This window comes from Hymenobacter rubripertinctus, from assembly GCF_003583925.1.
GTDB classification, from domain to species: Bacteria; Bacteroidota; Bacteroidia; order Cytophagales; family Hymenobacteraceae; genus Hymenobacter; species Hymenobacter rubripertinctus.
Genome location: NZ_QYCN01000013.1, coordinates 59,977 through 73,145 on the forward strand (window position 1 = coordinate 59,977; position 13,169 = coordinate 73,145).

Here is a 13,169-nt window from a genome sequence, read left to right on the forward strand (position 1 = left end):
TTTACTTTTGCACGGGTGCTTAGAATTGGCTGCGGCTGTTTTCCAGCACCACCTGCCCGTCGAGCAGGCGGATGACGCGCCGGGCGTAGCGGGCGTCGTGCTCGGAGTGCGTGACCATGAGCACGGTAGTGCCTGCCTCGTTGAGCTCGGTGAGCAGGCCCAGCACGTCGTGGCCGCTGGCCGAGTCGAGGTTGCCGGTGGGCTCGTCGCAGAGCAGCAGTGGCGGGGCATTCACCACGGCGCGGGCCACGGCCACGCGCTGCTGCTGGCCGCCCGAGAGCTGCAGCGGAAAGTGGTTGCGCCGGTGCAGCAGCTGCAGTTTCTCCAGCACCTGTTCCACCCGCTGCCGCCGCTCGGCGGCCCCCACGCCGAGGTAGCGCAGGGGCAGCTCCACGTTCTCAAACACCGTCAGCTCGTCAATCAGGTTGAAGCTCTGAAACACGAAGCCCAGGCTGCGCTTGCGCAGCTCGGCCCGCTGCCGCTCCGAGTAGCGGCTGGTCTCAGTGCCCAGCAATTGCAGGCTACCGCCGTCGGGCTCGTCGAGCAGGCCCAGCAGGTTGAGCAGCGTCGATTTACCGCAGCCCGATGGCCCCATAATGGCCACAAATTCTCCCTGCTCGACACTCAGCGAGACGTGGTTGAGCGCCTTGGTTTGCACCTGCTCGGTGCGGTACACCTTTTCCAGGTTTTCGGTCTTAATCATGCGTACGCGTCATTTAGGGCTAAGTCGAGAGTAAAGTACCTATGGCTGGCGGTTGTCGAGCACCAGCTCCTGCTGGTCGGCGTAGCCTTCGTAGCTGGACGTTACGACCTGGTCGCCGGGTTGCAGGCCAGCCAGCACCTCGTAATAATCGGGGTTCTGCCGGCCCAGCCGGATAGCCACCCGTTGGGCCCGGCTGCCATCGGGTCCCAGCTTGAAGGCCCAGTTGCCCACGGTTTGCTGGTAAAAGCCGCCTTTGGGCAGCAGCACCGCCGGGGCCTTCGCACTCAGCGCCAGCCGGATGGGTAAGGTCTGGCCGCGCCGCAGGCCCGGCGGGGGGGCACCGGTAAAGGCCAGGTCGATTTGCAGACCTTTGGCCACTTGGGCGAAGATTTTGGTCACGCGCAACGGGTAGGCCTGGCCCTCCACCACCACTTCGCCCGCCTGGCCGGCTGCGATGCGGGCAATGTAAAACTCGTCCACCGTGGCGTGTAGTTTTACGCCCGCCAGCGCGTCAATCTGCCCCAGGCGCTGGCCCCGCGTTTTGGCCTCGCCCACTTCCGCGGCCAGCGAGCTGAGCCGCCCGCCCACCGGAGCCCGGAGCAGCAAGTCATCCAGCTTGCGCTGCATCAGGGCCAGGTTGTTGCTCATGCGCCGCACCGATTCCTGCATGGTGCCCAGCTGCTGCTGCATAGCCACCGAATCCTGGCGCAGGGTCTGCTGCGTGAGCTGTCTTCGGCGTAGCTGATAGCGGTAGGCGTTCTGGCTTTGCAGGAAGTCCTGCCGCGCAATTACCTTCTGCTCGTACAGCGCCTGGTTGGTGTCAAACACCCGCCGGGCTTCGGCCAGTTGAAAGTCGATGTCGGCCAGCTGGTTTTGGCGCAGAATTCGGTTTTGCAGCAGTTGGTTGCGGGTGTTGCGCAGGTTGTTCATCAGCTCGTACACGGCCGTTTCGCGGTTCACCATCTCCAGTTGCAGGTCGGGGTTGACCAGCCGGAGCAGGGGCTGGCCCGCCGTCAGGGTCGTGCCTTCTTCCACCAGCACTTGCTGCACCGTGCCGGCTTCTGCCGCGTCCAGGTACACGGTGTGCAGTGGCTGCACCACCCCATCAATGGCCGTGAACTCCTGAAAGTTGCCCCGCGTGACAGGGCTGATGGTCAGCCGGCTGGCCGCAACGTGCAACCGCTGGCCCGGCCGGGGCCAGTAGAGGCCGACCACTCCTATGCCCGCCAGCACCAGTACCACCAGCCACCACCAGCGGGCCACCCACGACCATCTTTTCTTCGGTATCAGAACATCCATTCGGTTCGGCGCAGGCAATAACAGTAAGTAGCTATTGACCGGAAATGCCAAGAACGGTGCCTTGCTCACAAGTTATTGCTAATCAGAAGTATGCTTTTGAATCCTGGTCGCCAGCTGCCGCCAAACGTCCGGTTCTGATACAGTGGACCGTTCGGTTCTGATACAGTTCAAATTGGTCGACGGGCAGAAAAGGGCTTGGCCGACTGAAAGCCAGTATTTTTCGAAGCCTGCACGATTTATGAAGTCCTCTCAGAAAACGGAAAACGGAGCACGTTAAGGGCTGCAAGGGGGCTGCCAGGGCGGCCATTGCCTCGCTGGTTAAATGCAGTGTTTTTCCAGAATGAGCTTCGCATATTGGGCTCTGTTTTACCATACCACGCAAACATGAGGGTCAAGCTCTGCCTGTTATTCTTCGTCTTTGCCTCTTGTAGTGCAGATAGTGCAGAACGCAAGCCCCCCTCGCCTGCGGTGCGGGAATATTTGGAGGAGGTAGTCGGTATTATGCAAGCCAATTTCATTAATCGGGCGACCATCAACTGGGTAGTTTTCAAGCAGAACCTGCTAGCCCAAGCAAGCGGCGCCCAAACAATTGAGCAGGCCTATCCAGCGGTTGAATTTGCCGTTGTGGCCCTAGGCGATAAGCACACACAGTTTTATGGTGCCCGCCCGGTGAAAGGCCTTGAAATGCCCCCTGCCAATCAGCCCCCGCTATACCCCGACGAGCCGGTTCCTGGGGACATCGGCTACATCAGAATTCCGTGGGTTGTCGGCAGTCAGGAAAAGCTGGACGCGTATATAGCCACCGTACAGGCCCACATCAAGGCGCTGGATAAGCCAGCATTAAAAGGCTGGATTGTGGATTTGAGAGGGAATATGGGCGGGAATATGTGGCCGATGCTCGTGGGGGCCGGGCCGATTTTGGGAGATGATACGCTCGGCTATTGCATTGACGCGAATAACACCAAAACCGCGTGGCGATACGAAAAAGGCAAGGCATTGCTGGACGGCGACATACAGGCAGAAACCGCCAATTATTATACGCTGAAGTCTGCCAACCCAGTAGTGGCCGTGCTGACCGATACGCTAACGGCCAGTTCGGGCGAGGCCGTTGCAGTCGCCTTCAAAGCCAGAAAGCACACCAGAAGCTTTGGCACGGGTACGTGCGGGGTATCGACCAGCAGAAGCCACTTTTATTTGTCCGATGGGTCCGTCATCTTGCTGACAACCGCCGTATTCGCTGACCGCCGCCTGGTACGGTATGGCCACTCGCTAGCCCCCGACGTGTCACTCAGGCCAATAGACGTAGTGCCGCGAGCCATTCGCTGGATTAGAGAAGAATACAAAGCAGAGAACTAAGTGGCCTGGCCTGGGGCCTGGGTTGGTACGGGTGCCAGATAAGCCCGACTTTTACGTTTTACCAAGTCACTTTTCATGAATCTGAAGCACGCCCGCATCCTGGTAGTAGACGACGAGCCCGACGTGTTGTTCGCCCTCAAGCTGCTGCTCAAAACCGAGGTGCGGGAAGTCGTGACGGAGAAAAACCCGGAACTGCTGCTCTCCCTGCTCCGTCAGCAGCCCTTCGACGCCGTGCTGCTCGACATGAACTACCACAGCGGCCAGGCCACCGGCAACGAGGGATTCTACTGGCTGGGCCGCATCCGGGAGCACGCCCCCGCCACGGCCGTTATCCTGCTCACGGCCTACGGCGACGTGCGCACGGCGGTGCGAGCCCTCAAGGCCGGCGCCACTGACTTCCTGCTCAAGCCCTGGCACAACGACCAACTGCTGCAAACACTGGCCGCCGCTCTTCAACCCAAAACCGGGAGCAAAAATGGGGACAAACTGAAAAAACCAGCCGGGCCGGCCGCGACTACTGTTCTACTGGGCGAGTCAGTCGCCATGCAGGAAGTGCGCGCTATTATTGAAAAGGTCGCCCCGACTGAAGCCAACGTGCTGCTACTCGGCGAGAACGGTACCGGCAAAGAGCTGGTCGCGCGGGCGCTGCACGAGCAGTCGCGCCGCGCCGCCCGGCCCTTCGTGGCCGCCGATGTGGCCGCGCTCAGCGAGGGGTTGTTTGAAAGCGAGCTGTTCGGGCACACCAAGGGCGCGTTCACGGATGCCCAGGCCAGTCGCGTGGGTCGGTTTGAGGCGGCCACCGGGGGCACGTTGTTTCTGGACGAGATTGGCAACATTGGCCTGCCCCAGCAAGCCAAGCTGCTCACGGCCCTGCAAAACCGTCAGGTGGTACCCGTGGGCAGCAACACCCCCGTGCCGGTGGATATCCGGCTGCTGTCGGCCACCAACGCCCCGCTGCACGCGCTGGTGGCCCGCGGGGCATTCCGCCAGGATTTGATGTACCGCCTCAACACGGTCGAAATCACGCTGCCGCCCCTGCGCGAACGGGCCGACGACGTGCACCTACTGGCCCGGCACTTCGCGCAGGTGTACGCAGAGCGCAACCGGCAACCCGTGCCGGAATTCAGTGCCGCGGCCCTGCGCAAGCTCCAGGAGCACGCCTGGCCCGGCAACGTGCGGGAACTGCAACACGCCGTGGAGCGGGCCATTATTCTGGGGACTGGCCCCGTGCTGCTTCCGGCCGATTTCTCGTTTCGGACTCCCGAATCAGCGGTTATTTCCGCAGTAGCTGCGACCGTGGCGGAGCAGCCGCTGCCGTTGCTGGAAGTGGAAAAAAATACCATTCAGCAGGCCATTGCGCGCCACCAGGGCAACCTTACCAAAGCCGCCAGGGAACTGGGCCTCACCCGCACCGCCCTCTACCGTCGGCTCGACAAGCATGCTATTTAATCGCCTGGATGTGCGCCTGCTGGGGCGGTTGCTGCTGCTGGTGGCCGCGTTGGCCGGGAGCGGGTATGCCGCGCAGCACCACGCCTACGGGCCAGCCTTTGGGGCACTGGTGCTGCTGCTAGTTCTGGCGCTGGAGTTGGCCCGCTACCTGACGCGCGGCCAGCAGGCCCTGGCCGATTTCACGCTGGCCCTGCAATACCGCGACTTTTCGCGGCAGTATCCGGCGCAGTCCGGCCCGGCAGCGCTGCGGTCCTTGCACGCGGCCTTCAACCAGGTAAACGCCACGTTCCGGGAGTTGCGGGCCGGGCAGGAAGGGCAGTTTCAGTACCTGCAAACTATCCTGGCGCTGCTCGATACCGGCATTGTGTCCTACAACGCGGCGGGCACCGTAGGCTGGGTGAACGAGGCGTTCAAGCAGACGCTGCACCTGCCGTACCTGAAAAACATCCGGGCGCTGCAAGCCCGGCAGCCGGTTTTATACGAGGCTATCTGCCGGGCCGTGCCCGGTCAGCCCGCAGTGGTGAAACTAACGGTGGGCCTCCAAACGGTGCAGCTGCTCGTGTCGGCCACCCAGTTTAAGCTTCAGGGCGAAGCGTTTACCCTCCTGGCCTTTAAAAACGTGAGTCAGGCCCTGGCGGATACCGAAACGGCCGCCTGGCAGCAACTGCTCCGGGTGATGACGCACGAAATTATGAACTCGGTGGCCCCCATTGCGTCGCTGGCCGATTCGTTGGGCCGCCACGTGCAGCGCGCCCGGCAGCAGGATGCTTCGGATGAGTTGCTCGACGATGTGGGCACTGGCATCCGCATTATCCAGCAGCGCAGCGAAGGGCTGCTGCGCTTCGCCCAGGTGTACCGCAACTTTAGCACCCTGGCCGCGCCGCAGCGCACCACCCTGCACGTGCAGGAAGTACTGCAAGCCACCCGGCAGCTACTGGCGGAGCAGCTGGCCGCGCAGGGCATCGAACTCACCCTCAGCGTGCGGCCCGCCCACCTCACCCTGCACGCCGATGGCCACCTGCTGGAGCAGGTGCTCATTAACCTGGTGCTCAATGCGGCGCAGGCCCTCACCCAGACTCCCCACTCGCGCATCAGCCTGCGGGCCTGGTCCAATGAACAGCAGCGGGTGGTTCTGGAGGTGAGAGACAACGGGACCGGTATTGCCGCCGACGTGCTCGACAGCATCTTCATTCCCTTTTTCACCACCCGTCCAAGTGGTTCCGGGATTGGACTAAGTTTAGCCAAGCAAATCATGCAGCTGCACCAGGGCAGCATTCAGGTCCATTCCGTAGAGGGGGCCGGCAGTGCGTTTCAGCTGTGGTTTCCTCGCCCGGTTCCCTTTGAGGGAAATGGGCGTAGCCTCCTTTTACCAAACGGCGCGCATTCACCAACGGACTGTTAAAATGAACGCGCTTCCGCGCTTGTCTGGGCATACAAGCTCTTCCAGGTCGCATCAAAAGGGAAATTGTTTCGGGAGGTAAACTCTTCGGACGAAAAGACACGGTCGGAATTCGTCCACAGGCCATACTTACGGTTGGTGGGCGCGAACAGAACCGGCGGGTGCGCGGCATTAATGAGCTGGTCGAAGCGTCTTTACCGCTTCGTTGCGGCAACACGTTCGGTAGAGATGCTTCGACCAGCGCAGCATGACCTGGTTGATAGAGGTGAAGCCTCCATCAACCAGGTGTCCATACGCTCCAGGGCAACCCTTCTTACTACGTCGGGCAACCCGCTGAAGTCCGGGCCACCGGCTGCCGGCCGTTATCTTTGCCTTCCTGACTGAACTGCTACCCTCCCTCCCCATGAACCTTCCCCTCGTGCTCGGCCTGCTGGTGGCCGCCTACCTCATCGGCTCCATCCCTACGGCTTTGTGGGTGGGCAAGGCGTTTTTCGGGCTCGATATCCGGGAGCACGGCTCGGGCAACTCCGGGGCCACCAACACGTTCCGGGTGCTGGGCAAAAAGCCGGGCTCCTTCGTAATGGCCGTGGATGTGTTCAAGGGCTGGGCCGCTACTTCGCTGGCCATGCTCATGCTCGGGCAGGGAGCCATTCTGCCCGCCCAGCTGCTGTATTACCAGCTGGCCTGCGGGGTGCTGGCCGTGGTGGGCCATATCTTCCCCATCTGGGCCGGCTTCCGGGGCGGCAAGGGCGTGGCTACGGTGCTGGGCATGATGCTGGCCATTGCTCCGGCTACCGTGGGCGTGTGCATTCTGGTATTTATCACGGTGCTGCTCGTGTCGCGCTACGTGTCGTTGAGTAGCATGACGGCCGGCCTCACGTTTGCCCTGCTCCAGCTGCTGCCCGCCTTCCGGCCCGCCAACAGCCTGCTGCTCTGGTTCGGCTTCGTGCTGGCCGCGTTGCTCATCTACACCCACCGCGCCAACATCGGCCGCCTGCGCGCCGGCACCGAAAGCCGCGTGCCCATGCCCTGGGATAAGAAGTAAGGAGGTATATCTAGTGTAAGTGCCGCCATGACTAACAAGATCCGGGTACGTGTCATTTGGCTGGTAGCAACGCTGTGCTATCTGCCACTCTTTGCATATGCCTTGGATATAGAGTCTGTTCTCAGAGACTTGGGGAAGGGATTATTGTTACTCGCCGTAATCCTGAGCGGATTGATTCTGTTTATAATTGGCTTTTTCAAAAGCCTTGCAGCCCTTACGAAAGGAGTCACTTCCGATTTCGGTACGAGCCCAGCCAGTGAAAATAATGCTGAGACAAGCTCCTTGCCTGCCTCAGCGGCTGGCAACGAACTGCCTCCCGTTGCAGCCGTAACATGGGCCATAGCAGGCAGGATATTCTTCCTGTTTTTACCCGTATTGGTAGCATGGTCTGTCGTTTCCGCCTTTATAGCAGGAGCGTGGCACTATGTAGTGTTTGGGTTACCCGTACTGGCGGCAGGGCTCTACCTCTGGCGTACAAACCGGCCGAATTCAGCGGTTGGGCTTGCCGTAAGCTATGCACTGGTAGGGCTTGTATCGGCGGCAATCTGGGAAGCCCGGCAAAATAATCAGCCATCATCCCCCCGGCTGTATACTTCCCGCATATCGGATCTGTCGCTACCCGACAGCGTGAAGCCGTACACCTATGTAGAGCACATGCCGCAATTTGCCGGAGGCGATGATGCCTTGCCGCACTATGTTCAGCAAGAACTGCGGTACCCAGCGGAGGCCCGCGCCAACCAAGCCCACGGCGTAGTGAAAGTGGGCTATGCAGTGGGCACCGACGGACGAGTGCTAGCGGCCCAACTGATGCAGGGCTTTGATGCTGGCTGTGACAGCGCAGCGTTGCAGTTTGTCAGGAACCTTACTTTTTCTCCTGGTATTCAGAATAATAAGCCGGTAGTAGTAGCTAAAACGCTGACGGTAGAATTCTCTTTCGCGAGCGGTACCCCGGAGGTGAGAGTCCTTCCATAGCAAGCCATGCAGGGCATGCCTCCGCCAGCAGCAGGGGTAAAGAAGTTCGTGCCGGTCCAGCAGCCCCAGATCCACTGAGCCAGTTCTCAGGGCATCAGTAACCAGCTACCTGGGCCTCTGCTTTTTGGTGACTAAGCGGAGCGTGACAATTTAAAGTGTCACACTTCGTTTAGTCACAAAAAGATAAGAAGCAACTTGTTAACCTGCTACGTGATGGATACGACCCGACAGCATTTTGCGCTCACCCAGGCCCGCTACGCCGCGTGGCTCGGCGAAAACCGCAGTACGGTGGCTATGGTGGAAGCCGGCCACCGGAACGCGCCCCTGCGCATAGGGAACAGGCAGGCAATGCGGCTGGACCTGGCCACGCTGGGCAAAACGTTCACCCCCCAGAACGAGCTACTGACGTTTCCGGCACTGCCGGAGCCTGCGCCGGAGCGCGGCCCGCTGAATTACCGCCTGCGGCAAGTGCGGCACCAGTTGGCAAACCTGCGCTATCGGCTGGAAAGCCTGCGGCGGCAGGCGCAGCCTTACCACAACCGGCTGCTGGCCGTGCCAGCCCTACGCGCCTGGCCCGGGCCAAGTGCCAACCCCGAGCGGGAGCAGCGGTGGCTGGACTCGTTTGAGCAGGAAGCCCGCCACGAGCTGCTGAACGTGTGCGGGGCCGGGCCGCAGCAGCTGTTGCAGGCCCGGCTGGCGGGGTTGGAGCGGGAAACGCAGTGGCTCGAAGAAGTACTGAACGCCCTGCCACCCGCCGATTTGCCGCCCGCCGGCTAACCAACCCGGGGACCAGGGCGGCGGCGGGCGGTCCCAACAGGATTCCGGCCCAGCTTGGGCATCCGGCCCGGGATAGGTATGTTTGTAGGAAAGCTTCCGGCAGGGCCTCCGTCGCCGCTAGGGCCGCTTTCGGTTCGTTCCGGCTCATTTTTCCCGCTAATGCCCGATACCACTCTTATCGCAGAACCCTACGGCAGCATGCTGCTGGCCGCCGAAGTGCCCTGCCTGATCGTGCAGTGGCATGGTTTCGCCAACCGCCAGCAGTTTCAGTCGCTCATGGACCGCGGCCTGGCCCTCTACATGGAGGAAAGCCGCCGCACCCGTCCGCTGGGCTGGCTGGCCGATACCCGCCTTGTTAGTGCCGTTACGCCCGACGATCAGCAGTGGCTGCGCACCAACTGGAACCCGCGGGCCCACGCCGCCGGCATCCGGCACGTAAGCTTCGTGTCGCCCGAGAGCGTGTTTGGCCAGATGTCGGTGCAGGGCTACACGGCCAACACGGCCGCCGCCGATGCCTACGCCATCGACGTAGCCCACCACCGCACCCTGCCCGAGGCCAAGCGCTGGCTGCGCCAGGCCTTGCAGGAACTGGCCGCCGGTTAATTTCCCCGCTTTCTCCCCCGCTGCTGCTACCATGAAACAAGAACTTAAAAGCTCCCTGGGCCGGCCCTACATTACGGTGGAAGACGATCAGGTGAACCGCTGGATTGCCGTCGACTGGATGGGCTACCTCACGGCCGAAAGCATCAAGGCCGGGGCCCAGGCCTACACCACGGCCCTGGCCGAGTCGGGCTTCTCGTGCGTGCTCAACGACACGCGCAAGGTGCTCGGCCCCTGGGACCATTCCATGGACTGGGTGATTAACGTGTGGGCGCCCAACGCCGCCGCCGCCGGCCTGCGCCACTTTGCCATGATTAGCACCCCCGATTCGCTGGCCGACGGCTCGGCCGCTACGTTCTACGCCCAACTGGAAGCCTTTGAGGCCAAAGTGTTCAGCGACGAGCACACGGCCATGGCCTGGCTGCGCGAGTGCAGCCAACCGGCCGCTTAAATGAGAGCTGCTTAAATGAGAGCTGTTAGCTGATGGCTGTTAGCTATTAGCTTTCGTTTCTTCAGCTAACAGCTAACAGCTAACAGCTAACAGCTAACAGCTAACAGCTAACACCATCTTTCCCAAACCACCCTTTATGGCTTCTACTTACCTCCAGAACAACCAGGACCGTTTTCTGACCGAGCTCATCGACTGGCTCCGCATCCCCAGCGTGTCGGCCGACCCCAAGTTTGCGGGCGACATTACCAAGGCCGCCGAGTACCTGAAGGCCCGCTTTGAAGAAGTGGGCCTCGACAATGTGGAACTGTGCCCCACGGCCGGCAACCCCATCGTGTACGGCGAGAAAATGGTGGATGCCAGCCTGCCCACCGTGCTCGTGTACGGCCACTACGACGTGCAGCCCGCCGACCCCTACGAGCTCTGGGATTCGCCGCCCTTCGAGCCGGTTATCAAGGATGAGAAGATTTACGCCCGTGGGGCCTGCGACGACAAGGGCCAGGTGTACATGCACGTGAAGGCCCTGGAAGTGATGCAGCAGGATGGCGCGTTCCCCTGCAACATCAAGGTGATGATTGAGGGCGAGGAGGAAATCGGCTCGAACAACCTGGCTATTTTCGTGCGCGAAAACAAGGCCAAGCTGAAGGCCGACGTCATCCTGATTTCCGATACCGGCATGCTGGCCAACGACGCGCCCAGCATTGAGGTGGGCCTGCGCGGCCTGAGCTACCACGAGGTGGAAGTAACCGGCCCCAACCGCGACCTGCACTCGGGCCTCTACGGCGGCGCGGTGGCCAACCCCATCAACGTGCTCTGCAAAATGATTGCGAGCCTGCACGACGAAAACAACCACATCACCATCCCCGAGTTCTACCAGAACGTGGCCGAGCTCACGGGTGAGGAACGCGCCGAGCTCAACCGCGTCCCCCACTCCGACGACGAGTTCAAGCAGAGCATCGGCCTGCCCGACGTGTACGGCGAAAAGGGCTACACCACCGTGGAGCGCGTGGGCATCCGGCCTACGCTCGATGTGAACGGCATCTGGGGTGGCTATACCGGCGAGGGCGCCAAAACCGTTATTGCTTCCAAGGCCTACGCTAAAATCTCGATGCGCCTGGTGCCCAACCAGACCTCCGAGGAAATCACGGCCCTGTTCCAGAAGCACTTTGCCAGCATCGCGCCCAGCGGCGTTACGGTGAAGGTGAAGCCCCACCACGGCGGCGAGCCCGTGGTAACGCCCACCGACTCGGTGGCCTATAAAGCGGCAGCCGATGCCATGGAAACCACCTTCGGCAAGCGCCCGATCCCGACCCGCGGCGGCGGCTCCATTCCCATCGTGGCCATGTTCAAGAGCGAGCTGGGCCTGGATACCGTGCTGCTCGGCTTCGGCCTCGATTCCGACGCCATCCACTCGCCCAACGAGCACTATGGCGTGTTCAACTTCCTGAAAGGCATCGAAACCATCCCCCACTTCTACCGCAACTACGCGGCCGCCATGAAGTAGCGGTTAGTTGCCAGTTGCCAGTTGCCAGTTGCCAGTTGCCAGTGGGCAATGGGCAACTGGCAAAAGCGCCCCTTCCAAACTGTTTGGAAGGGGCGCTTTACGTTAGGGAATGGAGGGCGGCGCGGACTCCGGCGCGGACTCCGGCGCGGGTGGCCGCCGGAGTCTGCGGATAACCGCGGCGGGGCCGGTGTAGAAGACAAACCGCGCGCCCTGGTAGAGCACCACGGGGAGTTTTGCGGCCCGGCGCGCCGTGGCCACGGCCAGCCAGCCGGTACCCTGGCCGGTGCGCACGGCGGCTTGTACTACCTGCCGGGGCTCGAAGAGGTAGTTCAGGTAAAATTGCAGGCTGCCGTTACGAATCTGCCGCTGGCCGGAGCCGCTGAGTTCGCCCGGCCGGAACACGTTGTGCAGCCCGCCCACGTAGCGCCAGCCCACCGACAGCCCCACGGTATCCTGGTAGCCAAAGCCCACCACAAAACTGACTTCGCGCGGCCGCACTGCCAGCGCGTTCAGCCGGAATACGGGGGGCTCGTTGGCCGACTGCGCCAGCAGCCAGCTATACTGGCCCCCCGCTTCCACGAACAGGTCCTGCTGATGATACTGCGCCAGCAGCGGCACGTCCAGATAGGTGAGGCGTTGGCCGATAGTGGAGCCGTAGGCCGTGGCATTATCGCCCCGCTGGGAGTAAAGCGCCTCGGTTTGGAGGGCGAAGCCGGCGGGCAAGCGCAGGCGCGTCAGCAGGCCGCCGTGGCCGCCCAGCCGCAGCGTACTGCCCTGGGCATCGGCCCCGATTCCGTTGGAGAGCGTGGCCCCTCCCTTCACGCCCAGCAGCAAGCGCTGCCCTGTCGCGGGAATAATGGGGATGATAAAGAGGATACATAGGAGTCGGATAACGGGTGGCATCAGCTAGCAGGAGGAGGGAATAGCGGTAAAGGATAACAGCGCATAGCGGGCGGGCTTTAGTTGAACGAATAGGTCAGGTAGAGCTGGAAGGCACTGTTGCGGATGTTGTTCTGGATTTTGGAGCTGCCCAGGGTCAGGGCTTTTTCCACGTTGGTGAAGCCGCCGTTGTAGCGCAACCCAATGCCGGGGCCGGCTTTGCGCTGGTAGCCCAACCCGAAAACGTAGCCCGCATCCACGGTATTGTATACCGGTTTCACATCGGTGCTGACGGTGCCCAGCTTGTTGCGGGCCGATACCAGAAAAGCCACCTGCGGCCCGGCCTCGAAAAACAGGCCATCGGCATTCACGTGAAAGAGCAGGGGCACATCCACGTAGTCGAGGCGGGTGGTCAGGTCGGGGGGGGAGAGCTTGGCCCCTTTGCGGGAAAACAGCAGCTCGGGCTGAAACGCGAACAGGCGGGTGAAGCCGATGTTGGCAAATACGCCGGCCTGAAAGCCCCCCAGGTTCTGGTAAGCATCGGCCTGCTGGCCCGCGAAGTTCGAGAGCGAAGCCCCGGCTTTCAGGCCCAGTGATACGTCGCTTTGGGCGTGTACGGTTCCGGCTCCGGCCAGCAGGCAGGCAACGGAAAAGAGTGCTTTCTTCATCATGCGGAAAAGGGAAATCGGAAGGGCAAAACTACGCGCAAATGCCCGAAGGGTGCTGGCCGGTAAACAA

Annotated in this window: 13 protein-coding genes; 9 read left to right on the plus strand and 4 right to left on the minus strand. The window is 61.7% G+C overall.

Features of this window, described 5'->3' with window-relative positions:
• Nucleotides 1-19: 19 nt before the first annotated feature.
• On the minus strand, nucleotides 20-703 hold the full coding sequence (locus D0T11_RS10325; protein WP_119655713.1) for an ABC transporter ATP-binding protein: 684 nt from the start codon (nucleotides 701-703) through the stop codon (nucleotides 20-22).
• 39 nt (nucleotides 704-742) lie between these two features.
• On the minus strand, nucleotides 743-2,002 hold the full coding sequence (locus D0T11_RS10330) for an efflux RND transporter periplasmic adaptor subunit (protein ID WP_119655714.1): 1,260 nt from the start codon (nucleotides 2,000-2,002) through the stop codon (nucleotides 743-745).
• Between the two features lie 384 nt (nucleotides 2,003-2,386).
• Here D0T11_RS10330 and D0T11_RS10335 point away from each other — a divergent pair, with 384 nt between their 5' ends.
• From D0T11_RS10335 to D0T11_RS10375, 9 genes are all read left to right on the plus strand, one after another.
• Complete coding sequence (locus D0T11_RS10335; RefSeq protein WP_119655715.1) at nucleotides 2,387-3,358, plus strand: S41 family peptidase; 972 nt, start codon at nucleotides 2,387-2,389, stop codon at nucleotides 3,356-3,358.
• A gap of 75 nt (nucleotides 3,359-3,433) precedes the next feature.
• Nucleotides 3,434-4,807, plus strand: a complete 1,374-nt coding sequence (locus tag D0T11_RS10340; RefSeq protein WP_119655716.1) for a sigma-54-dependent transcriptional regulator — start codon at nucleotides 3,434-3,436, stop codon at nucleotides 4,805-4,807.
• Complete coding sequence (locus tag D0T11_RS10345; protein WP_119655717.1) at nucleotides 4,797-6,209, plus strand: sensor histidine kinase; 1,413 nt, start codon at nucleotides 4,797-4,799, stop codon at nucleotides 6,207-6,209. Before D0T11_RS10340 ends, D0T11_RS10345 begins: the two co-directional genes overlap by 11 nt.
• A gap of 400 nt (nucleotides 6,210-6,609) precedes the next feature.
• Nucleotides 6,610-7,251 (plus strand): glycerol-3-phosphate 1-O-acyltransferase PlsY, encoded by a 642-nt coding sequence (plsY, locus tag D0T11_RS10350; protein WP_119655718.1) that lies wholly within the window; start codon nucleotides 6,610-6,612, stop codon nucleotides 7,249-7,251.
• A gap of 27 nt (nucleotides 7,252-7,278) precedes the next feature.
• Complete coding sequence (locus tag D0T11_RS10355) at nucleotides 7,279-8,223, plus strand: energy transducer TonB (protein ID WP_119655719.1); 945 nt, start codon at nucleotides 7,279-7,281, stop codon at nucleotides 8,221-8,223.
• A gap of 213 nt (nucleotides 8,224-8,436) precedes the next feature.
• Nucleotides 8,437-9,000, plus strand: coding sequence for a hypothetical protein (locus D0T11_RS10360; protein ID WP_119655720.1), 564 nt, complete (start codon nucleotides 8,437-8,439; stop codon nucleotides 8,998-9,000).
• A 159-nt stretch (nucleotides 9,001-9,159) separates the two neighbouring features.
• A complete protein-coding gene (locus D0T11_RS10365; RefSeq protein ID WP_119655721.1) occupies nucleotides 9,160-9,603 on the plus strand; it encodes a hypothetical protein in 444 nt (147 codons plus the stop codon).
• 31 nt (nucleotides 9,604-9,634) lie between these two features.
• Complete coding sequence (locus D0T11_RS10370) at nucleotides 9,635-10,051, plus strand: STAS/SEC14 domain-containing protein (protein WP_119655722.1); 417 nt, start codon at nucleotides 9,635-9,637, stop codon at nucleotides 10,049-10,051.
• Nucleotides 10,052-10,187: 136 nt separating this feature from the next.
• Complete coding sequence (locus D0T11_RS10375; protein WP_119655723.1) at nucleotides 10,188-11,552, plus strand: dipeptidase; 1,365 nt, start codon at nucleotides 10,188-10,190, stop codon at nucleotides 11,550-11,552.
• Nucleotides 11,553-11,654: 102 nt separating this feature from the next.
• Here the strand turns inward: D0T11_RS10375 and D0T11_RS10380 are convergent, their stop codons facing one another.
• Together D0T11_RS10380 and D0T11_RS10385 are read right to left on the minus strand one after the other, a co-directional pair.
• The gene (locus tag D0T11_RS10380) at nucleotides 11,655-12,455 is read right to left on the minus strand and encodes an outer membrane beta-barrel protein (RefSeq protein ID WP_119655724.1); all 801 of its coding nucleotides are present in this window, start codon (nucleotides 12,453-12,455) and stop codon (nucleotides 11,655-11,657) included.
• A gap of 56 nt (nucleotides 12,456-12,511) precedes the next feature.
• A complete protein-coding gene (locus D0T11_RS10385) occupies nucleotides 12,512-13,102 on the minus strand; it encodes a porin family protein (protein ID WP_119655725.1) in 591 nt (196 codons plus the stop codon).
• Nucleotides 13,103-13,169: the final 67 nt, after the last annotated feature.